The 16,104-nt window shown below is 56.8% G+C and carries 15 protein-coding genes; 3 read left to right on the forward strand and 12 right to left on the reverse strand.

Annotation, left to right across the window (positions count from 1 at the left end; all coding sequences use genetic code 11):
- Positions 1-23: 23 nt before the first annotated feature.
- The 6 genes from BLS30_RS04625 to BLS30_RS04650 all read right to left on the reverse strand — a co-directional run bounded on the left by BLS30_RS04625 (position 24) and on the right by BLS30_RS04650 (position 7,399).
- Positions 24-2,891 (reverse strand): phosphoenolpyruvate carboxylase, encoded by a 2,868-nt coding sequence (locus BLS30_RS04625; RefSeq protein ID WP_046477329.1) that lies wholly within the window; start codon positions 2,889-2,891, stop codon positions 24-26.
- Between the two features lie 58 nt (positions 2,892-2,949).
- Positions 2,950-3,849 (reverse strand): succinate--CoA ligase subunit alpha, encoded by a 900-nt coding sequence (gene sucD, locus BLS30_RS04630; protein WP_090226886.1) that lies wholly within the window; start codon positions 3,847-3,849, stop codon positions 2,950-2,952.
- Between the two features lie 16 nt (positions 3,850-3,865).
- Entirely contained in the window at positions 3,866-5,044 is a 1,179-nt protein-coding gene (locus BLS30_RS04635) for a malate--CoA ligase subunit beta (RefSeq protein WP_046477327.1), read from the reverse strand.
- 55 nt (positions 5,045-5,099) lie between these two features.
- A complete protein-coding gene (locus BLS30_RS04640) occupies positions 5,100-6,056 on the reverse strand; it encodes an HpcH/HpaI aldolase/citrate lyase family protein (protein WP_090226889.1) in 957 nt (318 codons plus the stop codon).
- Positions 6,057-6,197: 141 nt separating this feature from the next.
- Complete coding sequence (locus BLS30_RS04645; protein ID WP_046477325.1) at positions 6,198-6,461, reverse strand: hypothetical protein; 264 nt, start codon at positions 6,459-6,461, stop codon at positions 6,198-6,200.
- Between the two features lie 278 nt (positions 6,462-6,739).
- A complete protein-coding gene (locus BLS30_RS04650) occupies positions 6,740-7,399 on the reverse strand; it encodes a response regulator transcription factor (protein WP_046477324.1) in 660 nt (219 codons plus the stop codon).
- 410 nt (positions 7,400-7,809) lie between these two features.
- Here BLS30_RS04650 and BLS30_RS18490 point away from each other — a divergent pair, with 410 nt between their 5' ends.
- The gene (locus BLS30_RS18490; protein ID WP_090226892.1) at positions 7,810-8,229 is read left to right on the forward strand and encodes a PilZ domain-containing protein; all 420 of its coding nucleotides are present in this window, start codon (positions 7,810-7,812) and stop codon (positions 8,227-8,229) included.
- A 54-nt stretch (positions 8,230-8,283) separates the two neighbouring features.
- Here the strand turns inward: BLS30_RS18490 and BLS30_RS04660 are convergent, their stop codons facing one another.
- Positions 8,284-9,399: a DUF1236 domain-containing protein gene (locus BLS30_RS04660; RefSeq protein WP_170832407.1), complete on the reverse strand. Its 1,116-nt coding sequence runs from the start codon at positions 9,397-9,399 to the stop codon at positions 8,284-8,286.
- Between the two features lie 239 nt (positions 9,400-9,638).
- Here BLS30_RS04660 and BLS30_RS17955 point away from each other — a divergent pair, with 239 nt between their 5' ends.
- Entirely contained in the window at positions 9,639-10,004 is a 366-nt protein-coding gene (locus BLS30_RS17955; protein WP_046477322.1) for a hypothetical protein, read from the forward strand.
- Between the two features lie 269 nt (positions 10,005-10,273).
- Positions 10,274-10,579, forward strand: coding sequence for a hypothetical protein (locus BLS30_RS04665; RefSeq protein ID WP_046477321.1), 306 nt, complete (start codon positions 10,274-10,276; stop codon positions 10,577-10,579).
- A gap of 56 nt (positions 10,580-10,635) precedes the next feature.
- On the opposite strand, the gene ada is transcribed toward BLS30_RS04665, so the two are convergent.
- From ada to BLS30_RS04690, 5 genes are all read right to left on the reverse strand, one after another.
- Complete coding sequence (gene ada, locus BLS30_RS04670; protein ID WP_090227413.1) at positions 10,636-11,715, reverse strand: bifunctional DNA-binding transcriptional regulator/O6-methylguanine-DNA methyltransferase Ada; 1,080 nt, start codon at positions 11,713-11,715, stop codon at positions 10,636-10,638.
- Between the two features lie 106 nt (positions 11,716-11,821).
- Positions 11,822-13,252, reverse strand: a complete 1,431-nt coding sequence (locus BLS30_RS04675; RefSeq protein ID WP_046477320.1) for a short-chain fatty acid transporter — start codon at positions 13,250-13,252, stop codon at positions 11,822-11,824.
- A 219-nt stretch (positions 13,253-13,471) separates the two neighbouring features.
- Positions 13,472-14,281, reverse strand: coding sequence for a hypothetical protein (locus tag BLS30_RS04680; protein WP_090226897.1), 810 nt, complete (start codon positions 14,279-14,281; stop codon positions 13,472-13,474).
- Positions 14,282-14,433: 152 nt separating this feature from the next.
- The gene (gene ahr / locus BLS30_RS04685; RefSeq protein ID WP_090226901.1) at positions 14,434-15,435 is read right to left on the reverse strand and encodes an NADPH-dependent aldehyde reductase Ahr; all 1,002 of its coding nucleotides are present in this window, start codon (positions 15,433-15,435) and stop codon (positions 14,434-14,436) included.
- 59 nt (positions 15,436-15,494) lie between these two features.
- Entirely contained in the window at positions 15,495-15,974 is a 480-nt protein-coding gene (locus BLS30_RS04690; RefSeq protein ID WP_090226904.1) for a DUF3617 domain-containing protein, read from the reverse strand.
- Positions 15,975-16,104: the final 130 nt, after the last annotated feature.

Here is a 16,104-nt window from a genome sequence, read left to right on the forward strand (position 1 = left end):
CGCAGGCACAAGCCCTCTCGAGCTTAGCCGAACGCACCGAAGTGGTGGGAGATGCCGGTGCCGATTTCCCGCACGACCTCGTACGCCTCTTCCATTGGCGCTAGAATTTCTTTTTCCAGTCGTGCGTAGTCATCGACGCCGTGTGGGCGATACGTCGCCCTTTCCGCATAGTCGGCTCCATTAGCAGCTTCGGCAGCTGCATAGGGAAATGCCTGGCGCATGAAGTCCAACACTTCGGGAATATCAAGCGCCAACGCCATATTGACGATCCGCTCATGAGACATCTCGTTACGCGCAGCAAAGCGCGGCAACTGCGCCGCCAGGATGAAGATGCGCATAATGATCGCCAAACGCACGGCCTGCAGCAGATCCAGTTCGAGGCGCCGGTCGTCGGGCACCTTACCCGCCTCCAGGCCCAGCTCTTCAAGGATAGCGTGCAGATCGATCGCATCGATTCGCATGTGATGGATCAGGCGATTAATCTCGGATGCGCGCGGGTCCGACAGCAACGTCGTCGAGAGCACACGGAAGGCTGTGTCCAAATGCTGCTCGCGTCCCCAAGACGCCCGCGACGCCCAGAAGCCCGCATCAAATATGTAAGCATTCGCGCCCATGGCATTGAGACTCGATAATTGCTTACCCCGCGCCACCATTTCGAACAGCGTCGTCAGCCGCGGCGAACGCTTGGCAAGCGCGATGAAACGGTCGCGATCGAGATCGGTTGCGGCACCGAGGCCGGCAACGACGTTCGCCAAGTATCCGAATTGCTGAAGAATCGCGTTGTTTGGGATCGCGCGCATTCGCGAAGGGTCGCCACGATCGACCGGCGTGCCGACATCGCTTTGCCGCTTAACGGCACGAGAGCCGGTCTTGAAAAGCAGGTTGGGGCCAAAGGCGCCTAACAACGCGCGATAGCCTGGATGTGCAAACAAATCCTGCTGATAAGCGCGCAGCCTCAAGAAGAAATCCAGAGACTGGTTCTCGTCGGCATAGAACGGATCGGGTTGGCTTTCGACCTCGAAAGCGTCTGAGATGATTGTTGCGACGGCCTTGCGTGTGAGCTCCCGGTTCGCGAAGAACATGAAGCCGTCACCGCCTTGGAAGCTGGTTTCATGTTTGAGAGAAACACCGCGTTTGGCGAAACGGCGTCGTGCCTCATGAGGCAACACGTACCGCAGACGGCGGTGCAGATCACCGGGATGCGCCCCACGGCCCATCGACTCGCCATGCGTGGAGAAGATGAGCAGTTCGACGTCTTCGAGGTCGGCTGCCTGCATTAACTCGGCGAGAGAGTGATGCAATCGCTCGATCGCTAGCGTCGCAGCGACCTGACCTATGAAGCGCCCTGCGTCCGAGAAACCGGTTTGAATGGCCATACGTCCGCGGAGTTTGATGTATTCGCGGTAGCCCGGCTCGTCGAGAAGGCGAGCCATCAAGCGGGGACCACGCTCAAGGCCAGACGGGGTCTCGAACAACGGCGAGATGTCTACGATGTCTGAAACGCCAAAGAGCTTGGCAAAAAATACCGCGATGAGAACCGTGGCGGGGCTTTCACATTCGGCAATCAGGAAGCGGATCGGCGTTTCTTTGTCGACGTACTTCTTGATTTGAGCGATTAGCGCAAATTGCCGGATCGCCGTGGCTGTTTCCAGTTCCAGCGTGCCGAAGTTGACCGTCTCTTCCTTGGCGGACGCGATCATTTCAGCGAGCCGCGAAAGAGCCTGACGTTCAGTAAGGTCGCGTGTCCACGGCTCATGGACGTAGGCGCGCAAGGCGTTTGTGAGCTGCGCGGCATTGATGCGCACATGGATGTGCGACATGCCAAGGCCGGTCGTTTCAATGAGGCCACGCAGCGCGGCCAGCGCGCGTTTGTGCTGGGCCGGCTCCACGACACGGATCAGTTGGTCGAGAAGTTCGGTGAGCGGCTCGACTGACGTCAGGTTGTAGCCGGCATCCACCGTGATCTGGTTGGCCGCCTTGGCGAGGTTCTTACCGCCTGGACCGACCTCATCCATCGCTTTTTTCTGATCGATGACAGCAGCTATGGCGAGATCAAGCTTGCCAGTCATCTGGCGTTCAAGGCGCTGGACTTCTGGTGACTCATCCAACCGGTGACGCAGCGTCAGAAAACGTTCGCGGATATCGTTGAGTGCGTCCAATTTCTCGTCAAGCTTGAGCTTGAACGAGTTGAGCCAGGAAATGTCCGTGCGGCCGTCGAGGTCATAGCCGACCCATGAGGCGATCGTCGCCAACTGTGGCCGCATAGCGTAGGCGTCGTCACCGAATTTGGTTTGCGCGACGCGCACAAAATCGTTGAGAAGGCCTTCGAGAGAGTCACGCAAATTACGAATGGCCAACTGATCAAGGCGATGCTCGTACGCTAGATCAATCGTATCATCAGGACGATGCGGTAGCCCGATCGAAACATCTGGAACCTTGTTATCGGAGACGGCCAAATCGACCATGCGCTCGGAAAGCGCTTCTGAAACACCGAAGGTGGGGTGAGCCGTTAGCACGATCCCAGAACGGGCGCGTGACCAATGGGTGCGAAAGGCTTCCAGATCCGGACCGTCTGGTCCGTTGACGATGCTTTTCTCGACAAGTTCCGTGAAATCACGCTGCGTCGATGCAGAGTCTACAAAACCGATCCGCTCGCGCAATTGAGCAGCCCGATTAACGCATGCCCGGTCCATTAAGCGACCGGCCAGTGCTCGCAGATGTTCGAAGCTGATCTCTCCGCTTTCCAATTGGCGAGACAGGTCGAAGGCAACCGCAACGATTGGGTTTAGCCACGGGGCATCAGGAATTTCTGCGCGGAGTGCGCGTAGGCGATCGCGCAACACGAATTCATTGATCGGTTGCTCCGCCGAATTCCTAGAGCCCTGTAGCATATTTATCCTCCCGTTCCGATTGCCTTCTCCTAGACCCATCGGGGACCTTTTTCGAGGCTTAAGCCACCTTCTTAATGCGGGAAAGGACTTCAGCAACTGTCGTGCCCATATCGCCTGGAGTTTGCGCGATGGTTACACCACATTCTTTCAAGATTGCCACCTTCTCCTCGGCGGCTTCACCGTAAGAGGTCACGATCGCGCCAGCGTGGCCCATCGTCCGGCCTTTTGGTGCCGAAAGACCTGCAATATACGCAATCACAGGCTTCTTCATGTGATCGCGGGCAAATGCGCCGGCTTCCGCTTCCTGCGGACCGCCGATTTCACCGATCATCAGGACGGCGTCCGTTTCCGGGTCCTTCTCGAACTCTTCCAGAATGTCCTTAAACGACGAGCCGTTGATTGGATCACCACCGATCCCGACTGCGGTCGAGACGCCGATATCCAACGCCTTCAGCTGCGAGGCCGCTTCGTAACCCAACGTACCGGAGCGACCGATAATGCCTACGCGGCCCTGCATGTAGATGCGGCCCGGCATAATGCCCAGCATCGCACGGCCCGGCGAGATGGTGCCAGCGCAGTTAGGGCCTGTCAGACGCATACGGTTTTCTTTTTTGTAGCGGCGCATGTAGCGCTTCACGCGGATCATGTCCTGGGCCGGAATGCCGTCTGTGATGCAGGTGCAGTATTTGATGCCTGCATCAGCAGCTTCCATGATGGCGTCAGCCGCAAAGGGCGGTGGCACGAAGACGATCGAAGCTTCGGCACCCGTTTCTTCGACTGCACCTTTGACGGTGTTGAAGACCGGACGGCCGAGGTGGGTTGTTCCACCCTTACCTGGAGTCACACCACCCACAACATTGGTGCCGTAGTCGATCATTTCCTGTGCGTGGAAGGTGCCGATGCGTCCGGTGAAGCCCTGGATGAGGATCGGCGTATTCTCGTTGATGAAGATTGCCATGTTCTATCTCCTCGTCTCACGCTGCTGCGGAAGACTGCCGTGCGGCAGCCACGGCCTTTTCGGCAGCGTCGCGCAGGCTGTCGGCATTGATCACGGAAAGCCCGCTTTCAGAAATGATCTTGCGCCCCTCTTCGACGTTCGTTCCAGCTAGGCGAACGACGACGGGCAACTTGATATCGAGCTCAGTGATGGCATCGACTACACCCTTCGCAACCCAGTCGCAGCGATTGATGCCTGCGAACACGTTGACGAGCAGCGCCTTGACGTTCGAGTCCTTCAGAACCGCGCGGAACGATTTCTGGACGCGCTCGGGACTGGCGCCACCGCCGATGTCGAGGAAGTTGGCAGGTTCACCGCCGGCAAGCTTGATCATGTCGAGCGTTGCCATGGCGAGACCCGCGCCGTTCACGACACAACCGATATCACCGTCGAGGCCGACGTAAGACAGGCCGCGGTCGGATGCGTAAGTTTCTCGTGGATCTTCCTGGCTCTTGTCGCGCAGCTCGGAGATCTGTGGGCGGCGGAACAGAGCGTTTGCGTCAAACGACATCTTCGCATCTAGAGCGATGAGAGAGCGTTCACCCGTCACAACGAGGGGGTTAATCTCAAGAAGGGTCGCGTCGAGATCACGGAAGGCGCGGTAGCAGCCGAGAATCGTGCGTTCGAATTTATTTACGAGATCGGGCTCGATACCGAGGCCAAAGGTCAGCTCGCGTGCCTGAAAGCCCTGCATGCCGACGGCAGGGTCGACAACGACGCGCAGAATAGAGTCAGGCTGCTTTTCGCTAATCTCTTCAATGTCCATGCCGCCGGACGAAGAAGCGACGACAACGATGCGCTCCTGGCCGCGATCCATGATAAAACTCAAATAGTATTCTTTGGCGATGTTCGTGCCTTCTTCAATATAGAGGCGCGAGACAAGCTTGCCTTGGGGGCCGGTCTGGTTCGTTACCAATCGCTTGCCGAGCAGGGAATCGGCGGCTTCCCAAATTTCGTCGTCCGTCCGGCAGATTTTGATGCCGCCGGCCTTGCCACGGGCACCGGAATGGATCTGAGCCTTAACGACCCAAACCGAGCCACCGATTTCGTTAGCGCGGTAGGTTGCCTGCTCAGGCGAATAAGCCAACCCACCGCGCGCGATGGGAACGCCAAACTTCGCCAGAAGTTCTTTGGCCTGATATTCGTGAATGTCCATGTATTCCTCCCTTTCGGGGCGCCCGGGAGTGCCCGGTACGCCCCATCGCAAAAGATCAGGATTTACGGGCGTCGGCAGCGGCCTTAATGGCATCGCGGGTCACGAGGATGTTTCGTGCCATGCGTTCTGACGCAGCGTCGATCATCTTGCCGTCGAGTGAAGCGGCGCCCTTGCCTTGCTCTTCGGCTTCTTTCAGAGCCACGACAGTGCGTTCCGCCTTTTCGACTTCCTTCTCGGTTGGCGAGAAGATCTCATTGGCGAGCGTGATCTGAGATGGGTGGATTGCCCACTTGCCTTCGTAGCCCAGGGCAGCAGCACGACGTGCCGAGTCCTTGTAGCCTTCCGGATCGTCAATGCCGCCGAACGGACCGTCGATTGCACGCAGACCATAGGCGCGGCATGCAACCAGCATACGGGTCAGCGAGGCGTGCCACTGGTCACCAGGATAGTCTGGGTTGAGACCACCGATCACAACCGTGCGCGAGCGCAGGCTGGCGGCATAGTCGGCAACGCCGAAGTGTAATGCCTCCATGCGGTTGGGATATTGTGCGATGGCTTCAACGTTGGCCATGCCGAGCGAGGTTTCAATCAATGCCTCAAGACCAATACGGTTCTTGAAACCTTTGCCTTGCTCGATCTGCGAGACCATCGCGTCGACCATATAAAGGTCTGCGGGTACGCCGACCTTTGGAACCAACAGCGTGTCGACCTTTTCGCCGGCTTGCTCAACCACTTCGACGACGTCGCGATACATGTAGTGCGTATCAAGGCCATTGATGCGGACGGAAACGGTCTTTCCGGCGCCGCGCCAGTCGATGTCGTTAAGAGCCTGGATGACGTTGGCGCGCGCTTTGATCTTTTCTGGCGGAGCGACGGCGTCTTCAAGGTCCAAGAAGATGTAGTCGGCTTCGCTTTGCGCGGCCTTTTCGATCATTGAAGGGTTGGAGCCAGGCACGGCCAATTCACTACGGTGCAGGCGGGCTTTGCGCAGATTGTATAGCGTATGACTCATAGGTGTTTGGTTTCCTCACGTTTTAGGCACGACTTCACCGTCCCTGCCCTGGGGTTTCTATCCCGGGGCAAGGGCCGCGCCGTTTGCAACAACGCTTGTTATTCTGCCCGGCCTAATCAGGCTGGGCTATTGGCTTTTGGGTCAGCTTGCCAGCATTAGGCTAACCTGATCGCGGCTTGCAGCCGATTTCACTGCGATTTCGCGGAAGTGATCTGCCGCGGCACCTGTTCCCGAGCCAGGCTCAATCTTAACGCCGCGAGCGCGCAAAGTCATTTCCACGGCGCACCGCGCGCCGCCAGATATGTTTTTTTCCAAAGTGCTGAGATGTGAAGGCATGTCCTCCCGGCGGATGTCCATCGCGAGCCAAACCCGATCAGAAATGAACAGGTGCGGTTGGATAAGCATCAGCCGTTTCCTCCCAGCTGGTTTCCGTACGTTGTCAGGGTTTTGTTGATTTTCGCGGAGTGCCACGAAGGGCAGGTCTGCTTATCATTTATATCGCGACTCTACTCGCACCTGCCGAAGATACGAGGTCGCGTTTCCCTAACGGTTATTAGTCGGCGCAGTCACTATCGGCGTTCGCTTGGACGGCTGCAACACCCGGGCGGGCAAAAAAGCACCGCCGGTTGGCGACGCTTTTTTTGACCCATATGGGTGGTTTTCCACCTACTCGAACGGGTGGGTCAGCGCTCCGGATTCGACAACGATAGGGCCACCGCCATCGCACGGTTCTTGACGCCCAGCTTATCGTACAGGTTCTTGAGGTGATATTTGACGGTGTTCTGCGAGATGCCAATGCGACTTGCGATCTGTTCATTCGTTAGCCCGTTCGCCAGGGCACGCAGAAGTTCATGCTCGCGCGTGGTGAGCCCCTCAAGTGGATCATCAGACAGAGCGCCGATATCGACATAGGGCAGGCTCAAACGTCCTCGAGCAACACTGGCTAGCGTATCTAGCAAAACCGAGGGGTCTTCAGACTTTGATATGAACCCCCAAGCGCCAAGCATTACAGCTTGACGCAGCACTGACGGATTGCTGTCGCCCGTATACACCACACAACGGATCGGCAGTTTACGGCGCCGCACGGCCCGAAGCACATCAGCTCCAGACATGTCGGGAAGTCCCCAGCCAATGACGCCGATCGTGGCTGGTTTCGTTTCGCAGCTGGCAAGAAAAGCATTACCGCCGCTGACAATCTCCGTCACTTGGAAGCGACCATCCTTGGCGATGTAATCACGAAGGCCGGCACGAACGACGGGATTTTTGTCGGCAATCAGCACGCATATCGGGTTTTCGCCACCAGCGGTGACATTCGGACCGGCTAGTGGGGCCACTTCATTCATACACGCCGTTCCTTTGTCGACAGCTCGCCTTCTTCATTGAACCGCTTTTCCATCGTCACTTCGCCGCTCCCTGCGCTTCAACATTGGCCGTTGGACTTACCCGCTGCCAAGTTTCCTGGTTGAAGATGATCGAACTTGCTATCTCCCTCCAGGCAATACTGGGGCACTCGGAGGGCTGCGGCCTAAACCAGTGTATTAGGTTATAGGTAGAGATTGAACCTTTCCTGATGCGACACGCTCAACGGAAAGTTCATACTTCTCTTACCATAGTTCTGATTTTCAGAGGCTCTGTCCGGATCTCGTCGCGGTTGGGGGTAGCCTATTCCTCGTCAGCGTACATAAATGCCTGACGAGGTGGTGCGCCCACGGCATAAGATAAGGATTATCATTAGATCCTCGCTACTTATGTCATGCGTTACGTTCTTTTTTTATCATTAATATACGAGCTATCAGGACTGCTCAGGAACGAAGCAAAGGGCGCCAACTTGGGGAACTCAGACGGACGGGATGCTGGCCGATCCGCAGAGCGCCGAAGGTTCGGTAGGCGCTCGACGCTCAAACGCGCCACCATCGTTACTGAAGACGGTGTGCAGACGGCATGCTTTGTCGTCGATATTTCAGACAATGGCGCTCGCTTAAAACTTAGCAATCCCTCAAGTGTACCCGATAGGTTCGGCCTCATGATTGAGGCGGATGATTTCAGCGTTCGCTGCGCAGTCGTTCGGCGCGAAGACGCACATCTGGGAATTGAGTTCGTCGGATCGCCACGACGATTATCGTGGTTTCGCAATCGATCCCGCCTGTCTCAGCTCAATTTCGTTCTCGACTGAGAGAAAAAAAGCGAGCCGACTGTCGCCGGCTCGCTCCTCGGCATCATATATCTCTTAGTCCTGAATCAACACGACAACCTGATGGTCATTCGGATCTACAATTGCAATCTGGTCATCGACGATAAAATAGCGGCAGGACCCTAATCGCGACACGCGCTTAAGGACCGGATCGGGAAACGTTCTCAGCTCAACGGAGGACGGAACGTCCCAACCGATAGATACGCCTCCCACATTTACCTCATTACGCATTTGCACCGACCTCAGCAGATAGGCTCGGTCATCGGCACTCAGAGTAATGTCTTGCGAACAGCGACCCGAACCACCACCGCTTGCATAGGTGCGGTTGCCAGACGAGTCGATGACAGCCACAACGTCATAGGTATCCGGCTCTACGATGACATAGCGATCGTCCACGTAGACGTACTCATAGCCCCGGTACTCAGGAACGATGGCAACAACCGCCGTGGGGACCGGATAGTAGTGCCAGTCGCGCGGCATCTGTCGGCCGATCGAGATATCGATGTCGACGTCAGTATGCTCCTTTACATCAGAGCGGTCGCGGAAGGCCGTGCGCACGCGGTCTTTCTTCTCACCCTGAAGCTTAACGTTTGCAGCCTTTTTTTCGCCGCGGTCAGACTTGGTGTCAGCGCGTTTCTCACCCTTGTCGGCTTTATCGTCGTCTTGTTTCTGGGCGCGACGCTCACTGTCATCATTTTTCTTCGACGCGCGTTTGCTATCGTCGCGATCAGCCTTTTCGTCCGAACGATCCGCTGATTTTCGTTCCGACTTGTCGTTGTCTTCCTTGGAGCTTGATCGCGCTTTTTCACGAGACTTGTCGTTGTCCGATGCGCTCTTCTCGGACGCTCGATCATCGTTTCTGCGGTTATCCGCCGAATCCTCGTCTTTCGATTGACGCTGCTTCGCTTGCTTCGAATCTTCGCGGTCCTTGCGCGATGAACTCTCGTCGGCGGCACGGCGACCTTTAGACTCTGACTGTCCTCGTTCAGCCCTCTCCGGGGCATTGCCACGCTCCGCACCACGTTCTTGTGCTTGGCTTCTTTGCTCTTGCGCTGGCCGCTCCTTGTTCTGTGCTGGCCCTTCCTGCGCATAGGCAGCACTCATGCCACCGAGCATCAGCACGGCTGATAACGCTATATGTACTGGTTTCATGAAACATCTCCTTGGATTCGTTTCCATTTGATCGGAATTAAAAAGGGCTTCGCATATTTTTTTATGCGGGCCCCTCGCTTCACTTAATTCACTTCGAATGGCCGAGTTCCGCGAAATAGTAGTGCGTGCGCTGATGTTCACTTCGCCACGTAATTCCATGAAATAAATTGACAAATGAGAAGGAACATAACCCGCCAAACCGCGTTCCGTGAGGGGGTCGCAATCCAATGGAGGCGTACATGATACGTTTTGGATTTAAGTCTGCGGCCGTGGCGGTCATCGCACTCATGGCGGCAATTTCAAGCGCAAAAGCACAAGGCGTTATTATCAACGATACTTACTACGACAGCGATACGATTTACGATTACGGCAGGGATACACCACGAGATCCACCGACAACTGGACAAGGCGACGTCGCCAATGTGCCCCCAGCGGGCACGGGCTATTCTGGGTACGTTGAGTACCCAGCTCCTTTGCCAGGAACACGTGTTTATGGCTGGGTTTCGCGAGGCCCTGCTCCTGGTTGTGGAGAATACCAGTATTGGAATGGCTCTCGCTGCCTAGACGCTCGCGTCGATCCCCCGAATCCAGGGGTCGCGGATTAATTTTTTTCTGGAGGCTGCGCGCTTCTTGTGCGGCCTCCGTACAAACACGTCAGATTCTTTCGGTGCTATGGCGTACAACAACAGGCAACTTACATTCGTGCGCTGACGACGCATATCATCGCCCGAAGACCTGATTTGAAAAAAAACGTTGGGATTATTTTCTCATATTACATTCTTTTCCCATGCAGCCCTCGGAATAATAAAAGGGGCTTACGGAACAAAACATTAGCCGGGCACGTTAATCGCATCCGCACCAGTAGGAGGCGTAGATGCGAAATACACTATTCAGTCCCATCGCAGCGGCAGCATTCGGTCTGGCGCTCACCGCAAGCGCAGCGAGTGCGCAAGATGCCATCGTTTATGACGCGTACGACGATTATCCTCCCCCTTACGAAATCGTCGAAGTTCCACCTCCCCCGCCAGCTGCCGTCGTCGAGGTTCCCGGCCCGGGTCCAACCCGCGTTTATGGCTGGGTAGCCGCGCGGCCTGCGAGCTGCGGCGAATACCATTATTGGGATGGCGCTCGGTGCCTCGACGCCCGTGAGGATCCGCCTGACACGGGGCCTCGCTGGTGATCGATCGGATTTTGAGTAGCGTGTGCGCCTAAGTCGCCAATTCATGCGCGAACACGCTACTTAATCTTTTCTCGTTCGATGAGGGTACGTTTGCGTTCTACACCCCATCGGTATCCCGATAGGCTCCCATCCGTCCGCACAACGCGGTGACAGGGTATCGCCACCGCGACGTGGTTAGCTGCGCACGCGCCTGCGACCGCGCGTACGGCTTTGGGCTCTCCCATGCGCCCGGCGAGTTCCGCATAGCTGACCGTTTCACCGGGTGGTATCGCGCGCAATGCTTGCCAGACACGATGCTGAAAAGCAGTTCCGCGAACATCCAGCGGCAAATCCCATTCGGCATGAGGCGTCTCGACGAAGCCGACGACGTGTGCGACGAGCTTTTCAAACTCTCTGTCCCCTCCGATCAGGCTTGCGTTCGGAAAGCGATCCTGCACCTCGCGTACGAGTTCGTTAGGATCATCACCTAGGAAGATCGCGCATACTCCTTTGCCACTCGCAGCAACGAGGATCGCCCCGAGAGAGCATTGGGCCAATGCAAATTTAATCTCGGCGTTCGCTCCACCGCCCCGGTAGTTCGTTGGGGTCATGCCCAGAATGTCTGTCGCCGTTGCATAGAAACGACCATTAGAGTTGTAGCCTGCATCGTAAATCGCTTCCGTCACGCTCGTGCTCCTTCCCAACTTCTCACGGACCCGCTGCTGACGCGTTGCCGTGGCGTAGGCCTTGGGCGTAACGCCGACGATGGACTTGAACAGCCGATGAAAATGGAAGGGGCTTAGCCCGACCGCACGCGCCAGGTCATCCAGCTTTGGCACGACTTCAGCTTCCATGATCAAACGACAGGCTTCGGCAACCTTCGCCGCGTGTTGTGCGCCCGGCACCAACTCATTCGGCTTGCAACGCTTGCACGGCCGGTATCCCGCGGCTTCTGCCTCAGCGCACGTATCGTAGAACGTGACGTTCTCACGTTTGGGGCGGCGGGCGGCGCACGACGGCCGACAATAAATGCCGGTCGTCGCCACGGCGGTATAGAACTGGCCATCCGCTGTCTTGTCCTTCGCGACCACGGATGCCCAGCGTTGGGCGTCTTGGGCCGCGCGTGCGGCATCATTCCTAGTACGGGTCCGGGGCATAGAAACAGCCTGAAAGTCCATCGGTTCAGTTGCACTCTTGCGTGAAACTTAGTCCCGCGCCAACGACCACGCACCCCGATCCTTGCTTTCAAATCCAGAAGCGCCTCTACGGCATTACGGGCGGCATGTATGTCAGCGTGTGAGCGAACAGCCAAAATAGGAAGAGCCCGATGGGGACGTGCCAGAGAAACTGCAGAAATGTGTAGCCCACGATATCGCGCGGTTTCAGCCGGAGAACGCCGAGCAGCGGCAGCATGAAGAATGGGTTTATCAGATTTGACATGGTGACCGCATTAAAGGCCTGAACCGCCCAGCCGAGGTGCACCTTCAAATCGTTCGCAGCCTGCATGACGTGGGACGCAGCTAAGATCCATCGCGCCCCACCTGCCGGAATGAAGAGGCCAAGAATGATGGAATAAAGTCCCATGACGATGGTGTACGTCGACTGTGTCGCCAGACTGGCAAATGCATGCGCCATCTGATCGGTTACGCTGACACCTGCCGCATTCGTCGCGTTCGTCAGAATGGCGGCAATGCCACCATAGAAAGGGAACTGAACGAGGACGCCACCGACTGACGGCACCGACTTTTGAACGGCTGCTAAAAAGCTGCGCGGACGCCAGTGCAGCAGCAGGCCCATCATGATGAAAATGAAGTTATAGGTATTGAGGTTCGAAATCCCGCCGATGAGGCCGCGCGTCGCGAATTCCTGAACGAGCCACATCCCGCCCAGTGCAACGAGCGCTATCGTCAGGATCGGCGAATACTCCAACCACTCACCGGGGCGCGACGGCGGGTCCAGATCGCGCGCGTCGAGCGAGACATCAACGCCCATATCTTGCGCCCTCAGCGTCGATCCTCTGGAGGGCACCGACCACCAGGCAATCGCAATCGACATAATGAAGAAGAGTGCACCGGTGAGGAGCGACTGCCAGAGGAAGATCGTTTGCGTCAGCGGGATGATGCCCGTGACGTTCAGGATCGAGGCCGGCAGACCTGTGGGATTTGCTTGAAACTGTGCAGCGGCCGAACCGATACCGAATGCCCAGGTGGCGCCAACGCCGAGGTATGCTGCCGCGCCGGCAGCCCTGTAATCCATATGAATGTCTGTTCGCCGCGCGCAGGCACGCGCCAGCAATGCGCCGAAGATCAAACTCATCGCCCAATTCAGCATGGAGACCAGCATCGCGACGGCGCCGATAAACACCACCGCCCCGCGTCCTGTCCTCGGGATGCTGGCGAGCCATTCGATACCCCGTTCCACCGGCGGCGCGACGGCGAGCACGTAGCCGCCGATCATCATCACGGCCAACTGCATCGTGAAGAGAACGAGGCTCCAGAACCCGTCCCCGAACGACTTCGCGACGACGAGTGGGGGCGCCCCATTGAGCAAAGCGGCAAGCGCAACGATGGCAACGGCGAGACCGACAAACACAAAGGCATCTGGAAACCAGCGTTCGGCCCATGCGGTAAATTTCAGCGCAGTCCGCGCAAGCCAACCGTCCTCGCGCGGCGAGGCGTCATCAGTCACGGCCATGGAGAGCTTCTTTCGAGAGGCAGATCCGGTGGGAAATGAGTGCGCTGGCGCGGCTCTTCGATTCCGCGCGCAGCATGCCCCGTGTCGGGTGGCGTTGTATATTACGCCATAGTATCGGGCTTGGGTACAGGTTGTTGCGCTTGAAATGTCGCTGCGGCTCACCCTAATAGGCGTTCAAATATGGCGCCTTTCGTGCACGAGAAGCGCTTCGACGAATGTTCAAGAAACAGCTTTGAGGATCTTATCCGTCCCGTCCAGCAGGTCCTTCACCTGTTCGGAAGTGGGTTCTGACCCCTTATTGTGGACACAAAGGTTTCGAATGTCGCCAAGCATTGAGATATGTCGCCATTGAGGGATCTCGATTATCGAACCTGCTTTCAAAAGTTCATTTAAGTCACTTATTCCGGCATTCTTCTTGGCAATTTTCACGCCGTGATCTTCGCAAACTTGACGTAGATGCTTCTCTAAGACGACACCTGCGATCGCACCAGCAGCTCTGACGAATTTATTTTTTAGGAGCTCACGGGCCGACCCTAGCTCTCTGTCAAAAACATCAGCTTGCACTAGCTGTTTGATCTCAAAAAGCGAACTTGCGAACCGCGCCTCGGCCGCCTTCAAGATAGCGAGCTGCTGCCTAAATTGTGGCACCGCCGCTGAAGTCTCAACCTTCGTTTTGCCGTACTGCGTTACAACCAAACCTTGCAAGTAATCCTGAATTACATAATTCCCGTATTCGACCTCTTTTCGCCCCCTAGGCTTTTCATACAAACTAACAAAGTTAGCAACACGATCCGGGAGAACTTGTTTAATCAGCACAAGCGCTTCTGAATACCAAGCTTCATAGCTCGCGTTAAATTTAGGAAGCTTCTTGATGAACGCTTTCAACTTATCTTTTGGCACCACCCCATTCATCAGTTTCTCAAATTCTTCTTCCGAGACCACTGATCTTACCATAGATAGATCAAGCAAGCTGCCGAGCGCCACCAATCTATCAAGGTCGCTTTTGATTCTATCGATATTTGTCGCCATACCACCCTCGAATCTACCCAAAAGCCGAAATAATAGGCAGGATAGACCGAAGAGTCTGCAGTACGCGGAAGGAGCGGCAGCGACCGGCTAGCTGATGACCCGACACGTCGTCCCATTTTGCCGGGCCCCCGGAGCTGGCCCTCCCGCCCCGCTCACATATCCAACACGATGCGGTAGCGGGCTTTGCCGGCTTCGAGGTGCGCCATGGCTTCGTTCACCTTGGCGATCGGGAAGTGTTCCGTCTTTGGCAGGACGTTATGGCGGGCGGCGAAATCGACCATGTTGCGCATCGTGATTGGAGACCCGTTTGGCGAGCCCGACACGCTGCGTTGCTGCATAATGAGTTCCATCGCGATAACCGGGATCGGCTTCAGGACTGCGCCGACGACGTGCAGGCGACCCTTGGGGCCCAACGTGTTGATCATCGCCCGCCAGTTGAGCGGTACGTTCACCGTCACGATGAGCAGGTCGAGCGAATTGGCGACGGACGCCAGAGCCGCATCATCGCGAGAATTGACGACGTTATGGGCGCCGAATGCGCGCGCTTCATCCGCCTTCGAGTCCGTTGAGGTGAAGGCGGTGACTTCGCATCCCCATGCATTCGCGAACTTCACGGCAAGATGCCCCAGGCCGCCGATGCCGACGACCCCGACGCGATCGCGAGACATGATCTCGAATTGCTCAAACGGCGTGTAGACGGTGACGCCGCCGCACATGAGCGGACCTGCCTCGGCCGGATCGAGCCCGGCCGGCAACGGGATCGCCCAAGGCCATTGTACGCGGACGCGATCCGCGAAGCCTCCATGACGGCCGACAATCGTGCCTTCACCGGTTGGGCAGAGATTTTGATCTCCGCCGATACAGGGATTGCAATGCATGCAACTTCCCGCCATCCAGCCGACACCGACGCGTTGCCCTACGGACAGGCCTTTCGCGAGTGGGCCCATATTCGTGATTTTGCCGATGACTTCATGGCCCGGCACGACGGGATAACTGGAGATGCCCCACTCATTGTGCATCATCGACAGATCGGAATGGCAGATGCCACAGTGCTCGACGGCGATTTCGACTTCTTCGGGCCCGAGTTCGTCTGGATCGTATTCGTAGGGTACGAGCTTCTCCTTCGGCGCGCTTACAGCCCAAGCCTTGATCATGCGAAATACTCCATAGATGTGGTCGCGCTGCCCGTGTTCGCCGCAGGCTCAACGGTCAGTTATTTTGAAAGTTCCTGAGCAGCGGCAGGGCACGGACCAACGCGATGGCCGCTCTGAACCTCGGTCATTGTCATGTTCTTGCCGCCCATCTTCATGGTGATACGCCCCTCGAACCGGTCTCCGCGAAGGTCAAACGTTGCAGAAGCTTGTCCTCTGTTTGTGCCCGGACAGACGATGTCGAACCCTAAGGCGCCACTGTCGCTTGAATTTATTTTCGTGTGCGGACATTTGGCCAGCGGATTATTATCACTCAAGACGCCCAGACCAAGAGTGAGGTTCTCGCCCGCTGCCTCAACGCACAACCGCGTGACCTTGGTCGCGGCGCCGGTATCCAGATGCGGCAACTCAAGACGCACGGTCACGTCATAAGAGCCTGATGCAAGACCAAGGTCCAATGCGTAGGCCGGACCGAACAGGAACGCCTCCAAGATCAACGTCACCCAGAAGACGGATTGCACCAACTTGTACCGCGTTTTCATACCTGCTGCCCTGTTGGTTCATTTCAAGGAACTGGTGCGCCAACCCTCAGAAACGGCAACCTGTTTCTTGCTTTCAAAGTCCGCCTTGCTTGTATGTTAGGAAACTTCCCCAGGCTTTGTCTCCGGCGTA

Origin of the sequence: Filomicrobium insigne (assembly GCF_900104305.1) — a bacterium.
Lineage (GTDB): Bacteria > Pseudomonadota > Alphaproteobacteria > Rhizobiales > Hyphomicrobiaceae > Filomicrobium > Filomicrobium insigne.

What these genes read in the sequence shown, in the direction of transcription:
- BLS30_RS04680 (WP_090226897.1), bottom strand. Translation starts at nt 14,281, where the DNA reads ATGGCGACAAATATCGATAGAATCAAAAGCGACCTTGATAGATTGGTG.
- ahr (WP_090226901.1), bottom strand. Translation starts at nt 15,435, where the DNA reads ATGATCAAGGCTTGGGCTGTAAGCGCGCCGAAGGAGAAGCTCGTACCC.
- BLS30_RS04635 (WP_046477327.1), bottom strand. Translation starts at nt 5,044, where the DNA reads ATGGACATTCACGAATATCAGGCCAAAGAACTTCTGGCGAAGTTTGGC.
- ada (WP_090227413.1), bottom strand. Translation starts at nt 11,715, where the DNA reads ATGCCCCGGACCCGTACTAGGAATGATGCCGCACGCGCGGCCCAAGAC.
- BLS30_RS04660 (WP_170832407.1), bottom strand. Translation starts at nt 9,399, where the DNA reads ATGAAACCAGTACATATAGCGTTATCAGCCGTGCTGATGCTCGGTGGC.
- BLS30_RS18490 (WP_090226892.1), top strand. Translation starts at nt 7,810, where the DNA reads ATGCGTTACGTTCTTTTTTTATCATTAATATACGAGCTATCAGGACTG.
- BLS30_RS04675 (WP_046477320.1), bottom strand. Translation starts at nt 13,252, where the DNA reads ATGGCCGTGACTGATGACGCCTCGCCGCGCGAGGACGGTTGGCTTGCG.
- BLS30_RS04650 (WP_046477324.1), bottom strand. Translation starts at nt 7,399, where the DNA reads ATGAATGAAGTGGCCCCACTAGCCGGTCCGAATGTCACCGCTGGTGGC.
- BLS30_RS17955 (WP_046477322.1), top strand. Translation starts at nt 9,639, where the DNA reads ATGATACGTTTTGGATTTAAGTCTGCGGCCGTGGCGGTCATCGCACTC.
- BLS30_RS04665 (WP_046477321.1), top strand. Translation starts at nt 10,274, where the DNA reads ATGCGAAATACACTATTCAGTCCCATCGCAGCGGCAGCATTCGGTCTG.
- BLS30_RS04625 (WP_046477329.1), bottom strand. Translation starts at nt 2,891, where the DNA reads ATGCTACAGGGCTCTAGGAATTCGGCGGAGCAACCGATCAATGAATTC.
- BLS30_RS04690 (WP_090226904.1), bottom strand. Translation starts at nt 15,974, where the DNA reads ATGAAAACGCGGTACAAGTTGGTGCAATCCGTCTTCTGGGTGACGTTG.
- BLS30_RS04645 (WP_046477325.1), bottom strand. Translation starts at nt 6,461, where the DNA reads ATGCTTATCCAACCGCACCTGTTCATTTCTGATCGGGTTTGGCTCGCG.
- sucD (WP_090226886.1), bottom strand. Translation starts at nt 3,849, where the DNA reads ATGGCAATCTTCATCAACGAGAATACGCCGATCCTCATCCAGGGCTTC.
- BLS30_RS04640 (WP_090226889.1), bottom strand. Translation starts at nt 6,056, where the DNA reads ATGAGTCATACGCTATACAATCTGCGCAAAGCCCGCCTGCACCGTAGT.